This is a genomic window from Pseudotabrizicola algicola (genome assembly GCF_010915705.1).
GTDB classification, from domain to species: Bacteria; Pseudomonadota; Alphaproteobacteria; order Rhodobacterales; family Rhodobacteraceae; genus Pseudotabrizicola; species Pseudotabrizicola algicola.
This window is the reverse complement of record NZ_JAAIKE010000004.1, coordinates 173,905-188,488: the sequence shown is the minus strand read 5'-3', so window position 1 is coordinate 188,488 and position 14,584 is coordinate 173,905. Positions and strand designations below refer to the sequence as shown.

General features: G+C 67.6%; 12 protein-coding genes. 4 read left to right on the top strand and 8 right to left on the bottom strand.

The window, feature by feature from the left end; genetic code table 11:
- Positions 1-51: 51 nt before the first annotated feature.
- From G3572_RS13940 to meaB, 3 genes are all read right to left on the bottom strand, one after another.
- Positions 52-1,251 (bottom strand): MFS transporter, encoded by a 1,200-nt coding sequence (locus G3572_RS13940; protein WP_205518727.1) that lies wholly within the window; start codon positions 1,249-1,251, stop codon positions 52-54.
- Between the two features lie 250 nt (positions 1,252-1,501).
- Positions 1,502-1,762, bottom strand: a complete 261-nt coding sequence (locus G3572_RS13935; RefSeq protein WP_240335555.1) for a DUF1127 domain-containing protein — start codon at positions 1,760-1,762, stop codon at positions 1,502-1,504.
- A gap of 208 nt (positions 1,763-1,970) precedes the next feature.
- A complete protein-coding gene (gene meaB, locus G3572_RS13930) occupies positions 1,971-2,948 on the bottom strand; it encodes a methylmalonyl Co-A mutase-associated GTPase MeaB (protein ID WP_164613208.1) in 978 nt (325 codons plus the stop codon).
- A gap of 189 nt (positions 2,949-3,137) precedes the next feature.
- Here meaB and G3572_RS13925 point away from each other — a divergent pair, with 189 nt between their 5' ends.
- The 3 genes from G3572_RS13925 (at position 3,138) to rpmB (ending at position 7,039) form a co-directional block, all read left to right on the top strand.
- On the top strand, positions 3,138-3,863 hold the full coding sequence (locus G3572_RS13925; protein WP_164612911.1) for a DUF3108 domain-containing protein: 726 nt from the start codon (positions 3,138-3,140) through the stop codon (positions 3,861-3,863).
- 120 nt (positions 3,864-3,983) lie between these two features.
- Positions 3,984-6,401, top strand: coding sequence for an ATP-dependent helicase HrpB (hrpB, locus tag G3572_RS13920; protein WP_435530983.1), 2,418 nt, complete (start codon positions 3,984-3,986; stop codon positions 6,399-6,401).
- Positions 6,402-6,751: 350 nt separating this feature from the next.
- A complete protein-coding gene (rpmB, locus tag G3572_RS13915; protein WP_164612906.1) occupies positions 6,752-7,039 on the top strand; it encodes a 50S ribosomal protein L28 in 288 nt (95 codons plus the stop codon).
- Positions 7,040-7,226: 187 nt separating this feature from the next.
- Here rpmB and G3572_RS13910 read toward each other — a convergent pair whose 3' ends face one another.
- Positions 7,227-7,541, bottom strand: coding sequence for a hypothetical protein (locus tag G3572_RS13910; protein ID WP_164613206.1), 315 nt, complete (start codon positions 7,539-7,541; stop codon positions 7,227-7,229).
- Between the two features lie 346 nt (positions 7,542-7,887).
- Between G3572_RS13910 and lepA the strand changes: the two genes are divergently transcribed.
- The gene (lepA, locus tag G3572_RS13905; RefSeq protein ID WP_164612904.1) at positions 7,888-9,687 is read left to right on the top strand and encodes a translation elongation factor 4; all 1,800 of its coding nucleotides are present in this window, start codon (positions 7,888-7,890) and stop codon (positions 9,685-9,687) included.
- 22 nt (positions 9,688-9,709) lie between these two features.
- Here the strand turns inward: lepA and G3572_RS13900 are convergent, their stop codons facing one another.
- From G3572_RS13900 to G3572_RS13885, 4 genes are read right to left on the bottom strand one after another with little or no spacing between them, the layout of a single operon-like run.
- Positions 9,710-10,855 (bottom strand): OpgC family protein, encoded by a 1,146-nt coding sequence (locus G3572_RS13900; RefSeq protein WP_164612902.1) that lies wholly within the window; start codon positions 10,853-10,855, stop codon positions 9,710-9,712.
- A complete protein-coding gene (mdoH, locus tag G3572_RS13895) occupies positions 10,848-12,623 on the bottom strand; it encodes a glucans biosynthesis glucosyltransferase MdoH (RefSeq protein WP_164612900.1) in 1,776 nt (591 codons plus the stop codon). Before mdoH ends, G3572_RS13900 begins: the two co-directional genes overlap by 8 nt.
- Positions 12,624-12,626: 3 nt before the next feature.
- Complete coding sequence (locus G3572_RS13890; protein WP_164612899.1) at positions 12,627-12,842, bottom strand: hypothetical protein; 216 nt, start codon at positions 12,840-12,842, stop codon at positions 12,627-12,629.
- Positions 12,839-14,440 carry an OpgD/OpgG family glucan biosynthesis protein gene (locus G3572_RS13885; RefSeq protein ID WP_164612898.1) on the bottom strand — a complete coding sequence of 534 codons (1,602 nt, stop codon included), beginning with the start codon at positions 14,438-14,440 and terminating at the stop codon, positions 12,839-12,841. The genes G3572_RS13890 and G3572_RS13885 overlap by 4 nt, the downstream gene beginning before the upstream one ends.
- Between the last annotated feature and the right edge of the window lie 144 nt (positions 14,441-14,584).

Below are 14,584 nucleotides of genomic sequence, written 5' to 3'. Positions count from 1 at the left end.
GGACAAGCGCGCTGCCTGCACGCCCGGGGCCAGATGCGCCGGCTTGCGGCGTCATGCAGCGGGTCTGTGTGCGTCTTCCTCGGGCGCGGCCTGCACCTCGTCCGCGCCGGAGGTGCGGCCTGCGAGCAGGGCGACCACGACCAGCAAGAGCGACAGGACGCCGTAGGTCACGCGGAAACCGATGGCCTCGGCCACGAAGCCGATGCTGGCGGGGGCCACGAGGATGCCCGCATAGCCCACCATCGTGACCGCCGATATCGCGCTGCCTGACGAGACACCGGGATAGTTTCCGGCGGCGGAGAACAGGATCGGCACCATGTTGGCGACGCCGAGGCCGGTGATGAAGAAGGCGGCAATCGCCAGCGTGTCGGTGGGGGCGAGGGCGGCCAGCATCATCCCTGCCGCCGCGACCAGACCCGAGACGCGCAGGGTGAGCACCGCGCCAAAGCGGTTGCGCACGGAATCGCCCGCAAAGCGCATCAGCGCCATCGCCCCGGCAAAGAAGGCAAAGCCGAGACCCGAGCGGAACACGTCGGACTGCATGTCCTTTTGCAGGTAGAGCGCCGCCCAGTCGAGCACCGCGCCTTCGGGCACCATCGAGAACAGCGCCAGCGCCCCCAGCAGCCAGAGCCCTGCCGCGCGCGGCAGCAGGACGGTCTTTTCGCCGGATGCCGTGGCGGTGACGGGGGCAGGCGCCTCGCCCCGCAGGAAGGGCATCACGGCGATGACCAGCGCGGCCGTGACCACAGCCACCAGCGCCGCCTGCGTTTCCGCGCCCCAAAGCGAGATCACCCAAGCGCCCGCCGATCCGCCGACAAAGCCGCCAAGGCTCCAGAACCCGTGGCTGGAGGACATGATGGCGCGGCCAAGGCGGCGTTCGACCTCGACCGCATTGGCGTTCATTGCCACATCCATGCAGCCGATCAGCGCGCCCAACAGCGCCATCGCAGGCGTCAGCACCACGAGCGAGGGCGAGAACACCACGATCGGCAAGGCGGCGGCGGCGGAGAGGGCAAAGGCGCGCAAGACCGCGACCGAGCCATAGCGCCCGATCAGCCGTCCGGTAAAGACCATCGCCCCCACCGCGCCGAGGCCGAGAACGAGGATCAGAAGGCCCAGCGTGAATTCGCTGATCTGGTGGCGGGGCAGCAGCAGCGGGATCTGCGGGGCCCAGGCCCCCATGACGAAACCCGCCGCCGCGAACATCATCGCGACAGCCCAGCGGGCGCGGTTTGCCTCGGTCATGGTCATGGCGGCTTTCTCCCTGTAATGCGCCCTTGGGTAAACCGGGGCAGAGGCCACGGAAAGCCCCCCGCGCTTCACAGATTATGACAGCGCTAACATCGCCACAGGGGCGGGGCGGCGGCGGACAAAAGAAAGCGGCGAACCGGGGGAGGACCGGTTCGCCGCGAAACCTGTTGGCGCAGGGAGGAGGAGAGCGCCTTCAGGAGGCTGGTGTCACCCGTGGGCGACGTGTTTCATGGGGCCACCGGGGTGGCGATTACTTGCCGTAGGCGGCCTGGCGCGCGATGTCTTCGATCGACACGCGGGCGACGTTGATGTCGGCCAGATCGCGGTCGGACATGGCCGACAATTCGTTCAGGGTTTGCAGATAGACCGCGCGACGCTCGCGGGCCACATTCCACTTGGCCAGAACATCGCCCATCCATCCGCCGACCTGAATGCCAGCAACCGTTTGCGTGTTCGTGTAAGCCATGATCTTTTCCTCTTCATCATCTTCGGACCGGATCGGGCGGCCCATCCGCCTTTTCCGTTGACGCTAACATGGGGTGGATGCTGCACCGCGACAATCCACTGAAAACCCAAAGCCGCTATGCGATTTGTGCATGGCTGACTGCGGTGAATTTCATCGGGATGTGATCTCTTGTCATAAAAGTGACAGGTCTTGCAGGGGAATCGTGGCGGCTGCCCGCGGGCAGCCCCCGCAGTTCTGCCGTGCCTTGCGCCTGCTAGGCGCGGCCCAGCAGCGCCAGCATCTGCGTTGCCGCCGCCTCGGGGGACAGATCGCCCGCCTCGACGCGCGCGCCCAAGGCGGCCATCGAGCCCTTGGCCGGTTCACGGTCCAGCACCGACAAAAGGCCCTGCCGCACCTCTTCGCCGAACCAGTGGCGGGCCTGATGGGCGCGGCGGCTTTGCCAGTGGCCGTTTGCCTTGCGCCAGCCGGCCAGCCTTTGCATGTCGGCCCAGGCTTCGGTCAGGCCGCTGTCTTCGATGGCCGAGACGCAAAGCGCCTTGGGAAAGCCTTCGGGGTCTTGCGGGCGGCGGCGCAACAGGTGCAGCGCCCCCGCGTAATCCGCGCGGGTGCGCTGGGCCGCGGGTTTGAGATCGCCATCGGCCTTGTTCACGAGGATCAGGTCGGCCATTTCCATGATGCCGCGCTTGACGCCTTGCAGTTCATCGCCCCCCGCCGGGGCCAGCAGCAGGATGAACAGGTCGCAGATTTCCGCTACCACGGTTTCAGACTGGCCGACGCCCACGGTTTCCACCAGCACCACGTCAAAGCCCGCCGCCTCGCACAGGGCCACCGCTTCGCGGGTGCGGCGGGCGACGCCGCCCATCTGCGCCTGCGAGGGCGAGGGGCGGATGAAGGCGGCAGGGTCGCGGCTGAGCCGTTCCATCCGCGTCTTGTCGCCGAGGATGGAGCCGCCCGAGCGGGCCGAGGAAGGGTCCACCGCCAGCACAGCCACGCGCAGGCCCTGCGCCACCAGCATCATGCCGAATGCCTCGATGAAGGTGGATTTGCCCACCCCCGGCGTGCCGGACAGCCCGATGCGCAGCGCCTGCCGCCCTGCGGCGCGGGCCTGTGCCACGAGGTCCACCGCCTCGGCGCGGTGATCGGCGCGGGCGCTTTCCACCCGCGTGATGGCGCGTGCCAAGGCCCTGCGGTCGCCCGCGATCACGGCATTTGCCAGATCGGTCATCTCCATCGCGGCATCCATCCGTCACATCTGCTTGATCTGATAGCACAAGCGGCACATTCCCGCCGCTCTGGACAGATCAGGTCGTTTCCTCTGCCCTTCATGCCCTATACTGGGCGCCTAGGCCAGAGTGTGTGCCCCGGTGCCACGCCCCGCGCCCTGACCTGACCCGACGACCCCTGCCGCAAGGAGCCTGTGATGCTTGTCCGATCTTTTGCCCTTGGCCTTGGCCTGATGGCGCAGTGCCTGGCCGCGCCCGTCCAGGCGCAGGAAGCGTCGGAGCTGCGCTATACCATATCGGTGAGCGGTCTGACGGCGGGCAAGCTGGTGCTGGCCGCACAGCGCGGCGGGGGCAGCTATGCGCTGAGCGCCAACACAGCCTCGGCGGGGCTGGCGGGGCTGCTGCGTTCCTTCAGCCTGACCACCCGTGCCAAGGGCAGCGAGCGCGGCGGTCGTCTGATGCCGCAGCATTATGCCGCCAAGGCAGAGGGCGCGCGGCAGGGGCGCGGCGCGGAACTTGCCTTTGCCGACGGGGTGGCGACGGTGATCAAGGCCGATGCCCGGCCCGGAGCCGCGCCCGTGGTGGACCCGAGCCAGCACAAGGGCGCGATCGACCCGCTGACGGGGCTCTACACCGTCTTGCGCGACACCGACCGCGACAGCGCGTGCCAACTGGATTTCAAGATGTTCGACGGCCATCGCATCAGCCGCGTGATCGTGGGCTCCCCGCAGGCAGAGGGTGAGGGGCTGGTCTGTCAGGGCGTCTATCGGCGGGTCGACGGCTATCCGGCCAAGGAACTGGCCAAGCGCAGCGAGTTTCCCTTCGAGGTGGTCTACCGTCCGGCAGCGGATGGCACCTTGCAGGTGGCCGAGGTGTCGATGGACAGCCTGTTTGGCCCGGCCCGCATGGTGCGGGACGACTGACACGGCAGGGTGCGTGCGGCGGTTTTGGCACCCGGGGCGGGCCGCGGCCTTGAACAGGCGCCACGCGGGGGCCTTGATCTGCGCCGCCACTCGCCCTAACCCCGGCGCATGGTAAACCCCGTGACCCCTGCTGACCCGCTGCCGATCGATGCGGTGATCCCCGACCTGCAGGCCGCGATGGCGGCGCAGGGAATGGCGGTGTTGCAGGCCCCGCCCGGAGCGGGCAAGACCACGCGGGTGCCGCTGGCGCTGCTGGCGCAGGTCACGGGCCGCATCCTGATGCTGGAGCCGCGCCGGCTTGCCGCCCGCGCCGCCGCCGCCCGCATGGCCGATACGCTCGGGGAGGGCTTGGGGCAGACGGTGGGCTACCGTATTCGCGGCGAGGCGAAAACCGGTGCCGCCACCCGCATCGAGGTGGTGACCGAGGGCATCCTGACCCGCATGATCCAGTCCGATGCCGAACTGCCGGGGGTGGGCCTTGTCATCTTTGACGAGTTTCACGAGCGATCCTTGCAGGCCGATCTGGGGCTGGCGCTTGTCCTCGAGATTCGCGGCGCGCTGCGGCCTGATCTGCAGGTGCTGGTGATGTCGGCCACGCTGGACGCGGCACCGGTGGCGGCGCTGATGGGCGATGCGCCCCTGATCACATCCGAAGGCCGCGCCTATCCGGTGGAGACCCGCTGGCTGCCGCGCCCGCCCGATGCCTCGCTGCGCCATGAGGCGGCGGTGGCGGCGCTGATCCGGCAGGCGGTGGAGGAGGTGGCCGAAGGCGATGTGCTGGCCTTCCTGCCCGGCGAGGGCGAAATCCGCCGCGTGGAGGCGCAGTTGCAGGGCCTGTCCGGCCTGACCATCCGCCCGCTGTTCGGCGCGATGGAGTTTGCCGCGCAGCAGGCCGCGCTGGCCCCTGCGCCGGGGCGCAAGCTGGTGCTGGCGACCTCGATCGCCGAAACTTCGCTGACCATTCCGGGGGTGCGGGTGGTGGTGGACGGGGGCCGCGCGCGGCGGGCGCGGTTCGATGCGGGGTCCGGCATGTCGCGGCTGGTGACCGAACGGGTGACGAAGGCAGAGGCAGAGCAGCGGCGGGGCCGCGCGGGGCGGGTGGCGCCGGGGGTGTGCTACCGGCTGTGGACGAAGGGGGAAGAGGGCGGCATGGCCGCCTTTCCCCCCGCCGAGATCGAGGCGGCCGATCTGGCGCCGCTCGCGCTGGAACTGGCGCTCTGGGGGGCGGCGGACCTGCCGTTCCTGACCCCGCCGCATCCGGGGGTGCTGGCCGAGGCGCAGGCGCTGTTGCAGGGTCTGGGCGCGCTGGACGCCAAGGGCGGCATCACGGCGCATGGCCGTGCGCTGGCGGCGCTGCCGCTGCACCCGAGGCTGGCGCATATGCTGGTTGTCGCGGGGCCTGCTGCGGCACCGCTGGCGGCGCTGCTGGCGGAACGTGATCCGCTGCGCGGGGCGGGGGTGGACCTTCTGGCGCGGCTCAAGGCCATCGACCGCCCGCCGCCCGAGGCGCACCGCGCCACGCTGGAACGCATCCGCGCCGAGGCGCGGCGTCTGGCGCGGATGGTGCAGGGGCCGCAGCGCCCCGACCTGTCGGCGGCGCAGATGGCGGCGCTGGCCTATCCCGACCGCATCGGGTTGCGGCGCGCGGGCGACGCGCCGCGCTGGGTGCTGTCGGGCGGCAAGGGGGCGGCGATGGCGGCGGGGCAGGCCCTGTCTGGCGCGCGGCTGATCGTGGCGACCGATCTGGACGGCGATCCGCGCGAGGCGCAGGTGCGGCAGGCGGTGGCGATTTCGGAAGCCGAGGTGCGGGCGCTTTACGCCGACGAGATCGGCTGGGTCGAGGTCTGCGACTGGTCGCGCCGCGACGGCAAGGTGGTGGCGCGCCGGCAGGAACGCTTTGGCGCGCTGGTGCTGGCCGAGCGGCACTGGCCAGAGGCCCCGCCCGAGGCGCTGGCGCGGGCGGCGCTGGAGGGGCTGCGCCAGATCGGCCTGCCCTGGACGCCTGCTGCCCGCCGCTTGCGCGCCCGCCTGCGGCTGGCAAGGGGCGATGACTGGCCCGATCTGGACGATGCCGCGCTGCTCGGCAGTGCCGAGGGCTGGCTCTTGCCGCATCTGGCGGGCAAGCGCAGCGAGGCGGAGTTGCGGGCGCTTGATCTGGCCGAACCGCTGAAGGCGCTGGTCGGCTGGGACCGCATGGCGCAGACCGACGCGCAGGTGCCGGCCAGTTTCGAGACGCCCCTCGGGCGCCGCGTGCCGATCGATTACGACGGCGACCATCCGTCGATCGAGGTGCGGCTGCAGGAGATGTTCGGGGTGACGCGCCACCCGACTGTGGGGGCCGCGCGGCTGCCCTTGCGCATCACCCTGCTGTCACCGGGCCAGCGCCCGGTGCAGGTGACGCTGGACCTGCCCGGGTTCTGGGCCAACAGCTATGCCGATGTGCGCAAGGACATGCGCGGCCAGTATCCGCGCCATCCCTGGCCCGAGGACCCGACGCAGGCCGCCCCCACCTTGCGCGCCAAACCCCGCGGGACGTGAAGCGGAGGAGCGCGCTGGCGCGCGCGCTGCTTTTGTCTCGGCTCTGGCCTGCGGCCAACCGCCTCGGGCGATGCGCTCCGCGCGGGGAGTATTTGGAAAAGCAGCAATGGGGGGCCTTCGCGGTTTGCAGCTTTCCCGGACAGGTAGCTGACCCCCTTGGGGCTGGACCTCTGGCCGGAAAGTCGGGGGCGGTGCTGCGTGGGCCCAATCTTGCGGCGGGCGGGGTGAATCGCTTGACGAGGGCGGCAATCGCGCGTAAACGCAGCCATCGAATTCGAGGTCGCGTGCGCGCGGGCCTTGTTGTTTATGCACCTTACGCCCTGCTGGCGTTGACTTGAAGGATTACGACGATGTCGCGTGTCTGCGAACTCTCGGGCAAGGGCCCGATGACCGGTAACACCATCAGCCACGCGAACAACAAGTCGCGTCGCCGTTTCTTGCCGAACCTGAACGAAGTGACCCTGATCTCGGACGTTCTGGGCCAGTCGTTCAAGCTGCGCATCTCTGCTGCGGCACTGCGCACGGTGGACCACCGTGGCGGGCTGGATGCGTTTCTGGCCAAGGCCAAGGACGAGGAACTGTCCAGCACCGCGCTGAAGATCAAGAAAGAGATTGCCAAGGCACAGGCTGCCGCCTGAGCTTCGGTTATCGGCTAAAAAAACCCGCCGCGCTGGATGCGTGGCGGGTTTTTTGCTTTTGCGCCGAGTGTTGCGGCAGGGGTGGTCTTTTCGGCGCCCTGCCTGAGTGCCGCCCCGCGCGCGATGAGGCTGGCGCGAGGGGCTTTGAAGCCGAGTTTGGCGCGAGGGCCGCCGGTCGGGGCGGCTGTCAACTCGTGGCGCAATAGGCTTCGGCCTGCTCGCCGAAGGCCTTGTAGCGACGCCAGAATTCGTTGTCGTTGTCGGATTTCGACATCCGCACCTTCTGGGCGCGGTCGGGGTTCTTGAAGAAGGACGCTGCCTTGCGCTGGTCGCCGCCGCGCAGGGTCATGTCGGCCACTTGCTGCACGCAGGCGCAGACGGGGCGGGTTGCTGCCTTGCGGTCGGAGTTCAGACAGGCGCGTTCAATCGGGCCGGCCAGTACAACACCGGATGACAGGGAAAGCATCATGGCGGCGCAGGCTGCCAGAACAACAGGTTTCATCATCATTTTCTGCCTCATTGCCGGAGACGGGGTTTCCCTCCGTCGCTGGTCGTTTTCTGCCAGCATCATGACGATTCGTGCGCTGTTTTTCAATGCCGCAGCGCGGCTCGGCGGTGGATTGCCCAAAAGTGTCCATGTGTTGCGGTAGCGTCGGTGCCATCTACAAGATGCGCGGGGTGACGCGGCTTCGGCATCACCGGAGCAGCCTGCGGCGGGGCAGAGGGGCGGGCGAGGGGAGCGAGAATCGGCCCGTGGCGACGGGTTGCGGCAGGCGGTCGCTGTCTTGGCCCCGGCATGGCGCTGCAACCCTCTTCCCGCCCCCATATTTCCAAGCTATATGCCGCGCATGACCCAGCTTGATCTCATCCGCAATTTCTCCATCGTGGCCCATATCGACCACGGCAAATCCACCCTCGCCGACCGGCTCATTCAGTTGACCGGGACGGTGGCTGCGCGCGATATGAAGGCGCAGATGCTGGACAGCATGGATATCGAGCGCGAGCGCGGGATCACGATCAAGGCCAACACGGTGCGGATCGAATATCCGGCCAAGGATGGCAAGACCTATATCCTGAACCTGATCGACACCCCCGGACACGTCGACTTTGCCTATGAGGTCAGCCGCTCGATGAAGGCGGTGGAGGGGTCTTTGCTGGTGGTGGATGCGTCGCAGGGCGTCGAGGCGCAGACGCTGGCCAACGTCTATCAGGCGCTGGATGCGGGGCACGAGATCGTGCCGGTCCTGAACAAGATCGACCTGCCCGCCGCCGAACCCGAGCGGGTGAAGGCGCAGATCGAGGATGTGATCGGGCTGGATGCGTCGGATGCCATCAACATCTCGGCCAAGTCGGGCCTCGGGATTCCGGATGTGCTGGAAGCGATCGTCACGCGGCTTCCGGCCCCCAAGGGGGACCGCAACGCGCCCTTGAAGGCGATGCTGGTGGACAGCTGGTATGACAGCTATCTTGGCGTCGTCGTCATGATCCGCGTGATTGACGGGGTGATCCGCAAGGGTGACCGGATTCGCATGATGCAGACCAATGCGGTCTATGGTGTCGACAAGCTGGCGGTGCTGAAGCCGCAGATGGTGGATATCGAGGAGTTGGGGCCGGGAGAGATCGGCATCTGGACCGGCTCGATCAAGCAGGTGCGCGACACGCGGGTGGGCGATACCATCACATCCGAGAAGAAGGGCTGCGAGACGCCGCTGCCGGGGTTCAAGCCTGCACAGCCGGTGGTGTTCTGCGGGTTGTTCCCGGTGGATGCCAACGACTTCGAGGACCTGCGCGATGCCATCGAAAAGCTGCAACTGAACGATGCCTCGTTCAGCTCGGAAATGGAAACCTCGGCGGCGCTTGGCTTTGGCTTCCGCTGCGGGTTCCTCGGGCTGTTGCACCTCGAAGTGATCCGTGACCGGCTGGAGAGGGAATATGACCTTGACCTGATCACCACCGCGCCGAGCGTGGTGTTCAAGCTGCACATGAAGGATGGCGAGGTGCGTGATCTGCACAACCCCGCCGACATGCCCGACCTGACCTATGTGGACCATATCGAAGAGCCGCGCATCAAGGCGACGATCATGGTGCCGGACGATTATCTGGGTGATATCCTCAAGCTGTGTCAGGACCGGCGCGGCATCCAGCTGGACCTGTCCTATGCAGGGGCCCGCGCGATGGTGGTCTATGACCTGCCGCTGGCCGAGGTGGTGTTCGATTTCTACGACCGGCTGAAATCGGTGACCAAGGGCTATGCCAGCTTTGACTATGTGATCAGCGAATACCGCGAGGATCATCTGGTCAAGATGTCGATTCTGGTGAACGAGGAACCTGTCGATGCGCTGTCGATGATGGTGCACCGCGACCGGGCCGAATCGCGCGGGCGGGCGATGGTGGAAAAGCTCAAGGAGCTGATCCCGCGCCATATGTTCAAGATCCCGATTCAGGCCGCCATCGGCGCGCGGGTGATCGCGCGCGAAACGCTGAGCGCGATGCGCAAGGACGTGACCGCCAAGTGCTATGGCGGCGACGCCACGCGCAAACGTAAGCTGCTCGACAAGCAGAAGGCGGGCAAGAAGAAGATGCGCCAGTTCGGCAAGGTCGAGATTCCGCAGGAAGCCTTCATCTCGGCGCTGAAGATGGACAGCTGAGCGGCCGCAGCCGGGCGTCGTGTCAGGCTGCGGGGACCGCGCCGGCGCGTTTGGCGGTTTTCTGGCGCTCGCGCAGATGCGCGACGGCGAGCAACAGGCATAGCCCCGCGCCGATCAGCGCGGTATCGAGCAGGGTTGACGGCGGGGCCAGCGCCTTTGTCACCTGCGCGCCATAGGCCAGCACGGTGCCTGCGGCAAAGACGGGCAGCGAGTGGCGGCCAAGCAGCGTGAGCGGGGCAAGGCGCGGATGCGCGGCCAGCCCGCGCAACGCGGGCAGGGCACTGATCAGATAGGCCAGCGCCAGAATGTGCAGAAGGCGCGGCAGGAACACGAAGCTTTTGTCAAAGGCGGTGACCACGCCGGGGAAGCCTGCCTTCTGGTTCAGCAGCCACAGGCCGTGACGGCCATAATCGGCAATCAGCGGCACTTGAACCCAGAGTGCGGCCCCGATCACCGCAAGGGCGGACAGCCAGACCGCCCAAGGCCGCAGCGGCAAGGCCCTGCGATGCCGCCGCATGGCAAGCCCCGTGACGATGCCCGCGACGAACAGCACCTGCCATGCCAGCGGATTGAAGAACCAGCCGTTGTCTTGCGGCCATGTCGGCACGCGGATGCGCAACAGCCCCACCACGAACCACAGCGCCACCGAGGCCGCCATCGTGGTGCGGGGCGCGCGCACGGCGCACCACAGGATCAGCGGGGCCACCAGCATCAGCGCCACATACATCGGCAGGATGTCGGCATAGGCGAATTGGTGCGAGAGGAGCACGAGGGGCAAGAGGTAGCTGGCCGGCTCCTCCAGCGCGCGCAGGATGTTGCGCCGCTTTGCCATCTCGGCAATCGCGGGGTGATCGGCCAGCAGGGCAAAGAGCGCAAAGACCAGCGCGACCACCAGAAGATGCACCGCCCAGATCGTCAGCGCCCGCCGCCACGGCCGCAGCGCGGCGGGCCAGATCGGCTGGCGTGCCTGAAAGGCCGGGCCATAGGCCAGCCCCGCCGCGATGCCCGACATCAGCACAAAGCCTTCGGCTGCATCGGAAAAGCCGAAATTGCGCGAGGTGAGGCTTTCCCAGATCGTGCCGGGAATGTGGTTGATGAAGATCATAACCAGCGCGATGCCCCGAAAGAGGTCGATGCGCTGATCGCGCTGGTGCGGCAGCTCAGGCAACCTGTTGCTCCGTGGTCTGGCGGCTCCAGTCGGACAGGATTGCATCATGCAGGGCGACCACGGGCGGCAGGGCGCGGTCGGCGGGCACCAGAAACTGGCCGGAGCGGGCAGGGCGCGAGGTCCAGCAGATCAGGAGCGGCGCAAGCAGCATCGGCCCCGTCACCGGCAGCAGCCATAGCAGCAGGCCGGGTGCGACCATGTGGGTCACCGCAATGCCTGCGGCGCCCAGCAGGCTGATCCAGCGCCCCGCTGCCCAGCTTTCGCCAAGGGTGAGCCCGCCTTCGCCGCGGTTGTTGACAGGCCAGCCGCCGTCGCGCCCCGACAGCACCTGCAGCACCGAGCGGGTCTGGAAGGCCAGCAGCACGGGGGCAAAGACCGACGAGAGCGCGAGTTCCGACAGCACCGCGCGCAGGCTTTTGCGCGGCCCGCCGAAGTCGCGTGCGCGCCCTGTCATCACGGCATCCAGCCCGACCAGCAGCTTGGGCATCACCAGAAGCCCGAAGATGCCAACCGCAAGCCCGATGGCCTTGGGCGTTTCGTCATTGGGAAACACGGGGAAGGGCCAGTTTTCCAGCGGGAAGTAATCGGGCTGCCCCGTGGCCGGAATCGCGGCGATGGAGGCCGCGATGAAGCCGAGCCAGAGCAGCGGCGCAAGATAGGCGAAGATGCCCTGAAACAGGGCAAAGCGGCTCCAGAGCAGCAGGCCGGGGGCGGCAAGCACCTTGGTGTGTTGCAGGTTCCCCTGACACCAGCGCCGGTCGCGCTTGGCATGGTCAAGGATGTTCTCCGGCCCTTCCTCGAATGATCCTGTCAGGTCATCATCAAGCCGCACCGTCCAGCCCGCACGGGCCAGCAGCACCGCCTCGACCGAGTCATGGCTGAGGATATGGCCGCCAAAGGGCGGCGGGCCGGACAGTTCGGGCAGGCCACAGCTTTGCGCCCAAGCCCGCACCCGCACGATGGCGTTATGGCCCCAGAACGGGCCTGCGCTGCCCTGCATGGTGGCAAGGCCGCGCGCGAAGGCGGGGGAGTGGAAGGCGGCGGCAAATTGCATCGCCCGCCCGAAGACCGAGCGCGCGCGGATCACGCGGGGCAGGGTTTGCAGCAACGCAAGGGCGGGGTCCGCCTCCATCCGCCGGATCATCTCGACCATTGTCGCGCCTTCCATCAGGCTGTCGGCGTCGAGGATGATCGCGTAATCCCAAGCCGCGCCCGAGGTGGTGATGAACGCCTCTATATTACCTGCCTTGCGGCCCGTGTTCTGGCTGCGGCGGCGGTAGAACATGCGGCCCGTGCCATTCTGCTCGGCCAGAAGGCGGGCAAAGCAGCGGGTTTCCGCCTCGGCCACCGCAGGATCGCGCGTGTCGGAGAGGATGGCGAAATCGATGCGGGCGGGATCATCCAGCGCGCGCAGGGACTGGTCCATCGCGGCGATGCGGGTGAAGGTGGCCACCGGATCCTCGTTGTAGACCGGCACGATCACCACGGTCTTGCCACGGACCGGCCCCGCGTGGCGGCGCGGCGCGGGGGGCTGGCGGGCGATCAGCCCGACCAGCGCGGTTGCCGCGCCCCAAGCCAGCCACCATGTGGACAGGAAGATCAGCGCGCTGCGCAAGACATCAAGCGAGGAGACACCGTCTGTCGCGCCGTAAGTCATGAACACCATGCCCGCAGCGGTGGCCGCCGTCAGGCTGGCGACAAGCGCAAAGGCCCGCGCGGCGGCGGGGGAAGGCGCGCGCCCCTGCTCCGCGCTGCGAACGGGGGTCATGGATCAGCCCGTGCGCCGCATGTTGGGGCGCAGCGCCGCGGGAAGGCGCGAGAACAACAGGGCGGCCAGCGCGCGGCGATAATGCCCCGGCTCGGCCTGAAGCCTCTGGCGCGGCATCTTCAGCGGAGCATGGGGCGGTGCGGGGAGCGGCATCTCCGCCGCGGCGGGGCTTGCGGCCTGTGCCATGCGCTCGGCCTGGGCGCGGGTCTGGAAGGTCATGCGGTCACCCATTGATAAAGCCAGTTCTCGGTGAGTTTGCGACCGAAACCTGCGATATGCGCAGTGAGTTCCACCGTGGCCCCGGTTTCGGGCAGCACATCGAGCACAAGCCGCCAGACCTGCTCTCCTTCGATCTTCGAGAGGGTCTGAACGCTTATTTTTCCACCACTCAGCGAAACCACGGGGTTCACCTCGGCCTGGGCGGGCAGTTGCGACAGCAGGCCGCCCGCGAAATCGACCACGAACTTGCGGGTGCCGTCGGTGTTCTGCACGCCCGACACGCCGCCTGCACCGGCGCGGGTTTCCTTGACGTAGGCGATGTCTGCCTGCGGATCGACGGGCAGGGCGCCCCAGTGCTGACGGTAGGCAAACTCCATCATGGTGCCCGGAACGGGCTTTGCCTCTGGCACCCAGAAGGCGACGATGTTGTCATTCACTTCGAGCGGGGTCGGAATCTCGACCAGACGCACCGCACCGCGCCCCCAGTCGCCCAAGGGCTCGATCAACAGGGAGGGCCTGCGTTCGTAATGCGACACCGCATCCTGATAGTTTTCGAAGTCGCGGTCGCGCTGCATCAGGCCAAAGGCCACCGGGCTTTCCTCGACAAACCACGATTCCGTCAGGCGCACCGGATTGTTCAGCGGCCGCCAGATGCGGTCGCCATCGCGGCGGTGGATGGCGAGCCCGTCACTGTCATGCACATTGGGGCGGAAATCGTCGAAATCGGCGCGGTTCTTTTCCGAGAACAGGAACATCGAGGTGAGCGGCGCGATGCCGACCTGATCCACCTCGGTGCGGAAGAACAGGCGCGCGGTGACATCCACCACCGTGTCGCGTCCGGGGCGGATGACCATGCGGTAAGCGCCGGTGCAGCTTTGGCTTTCCAGCGCCGCATAGACTGTGACCTCGCGCGCGAAGGGAACCGGCCGTTCCACCCAGAAGCGGGAAAAGCGGGGGAATTCCTCGGGCTTGCCAAGGCCGGTGTTGATGGCAAGGCCGCGCGCCGACAGCCCATAGCCGGTATCGCGCCCCACGGCGCGGAAATAGCTTGCCCCGAGGAAGGCGATCACCTCGTCAAAGCGGTCAAGGCTGTTGAGTGGCGCATTCAGGCGGAAACCGGCGACACCCGGCAGCGGATCATGTTCCGGCACCCGGTCCTTGACCCGGTCGAAATAGCGGAAATCGTCGGTGGTGAAGGTCATCGGGCGGGCCATGCCGTCCTGCACTTCGAACAGCGTCACCGGTTCGGCGAACAGCCAGCCCAGATGGAAGGTGTGCAGGTGGAAGCCGGCATCGGGGCCACGCCAGCGGGCCTGTTCGGGATTGAACTGCACCGCCTTGTAGTCGTCATAGGTGAAATCCGAAAAGAACCCGCTGGCCTGCGGGGCCGGACTGTGCGGGGCCTGCGCCAGCGCCTGCATGTCCTGTGTCAGACGGTCAAAATCAAAGGGGCTGGCAGCCGCATCTTCGGGCGCGGGGGTTTGCGCCCGCGCCATGCCCGAAAGGCTTGTGCTGCACTGCAGAAGGGTGGCTGCGCCCAGCACCGAAAGAAAGGTGCGACGTGGCATGGCTGTCAGAGACCGCTGGTGAGACGGCATGGTGTATCCCAGTCTTCGATTCGAGAAAAAACTAAGCATCAATCGCAGGTTATCCGGCACGGCACCAGAACGCTTGCGTTGCACGGGGGGCATTGCGGCCATGCGTCCGGCGCAATGCTGCTGTGCAGCGCAAGCGAGCCTCGG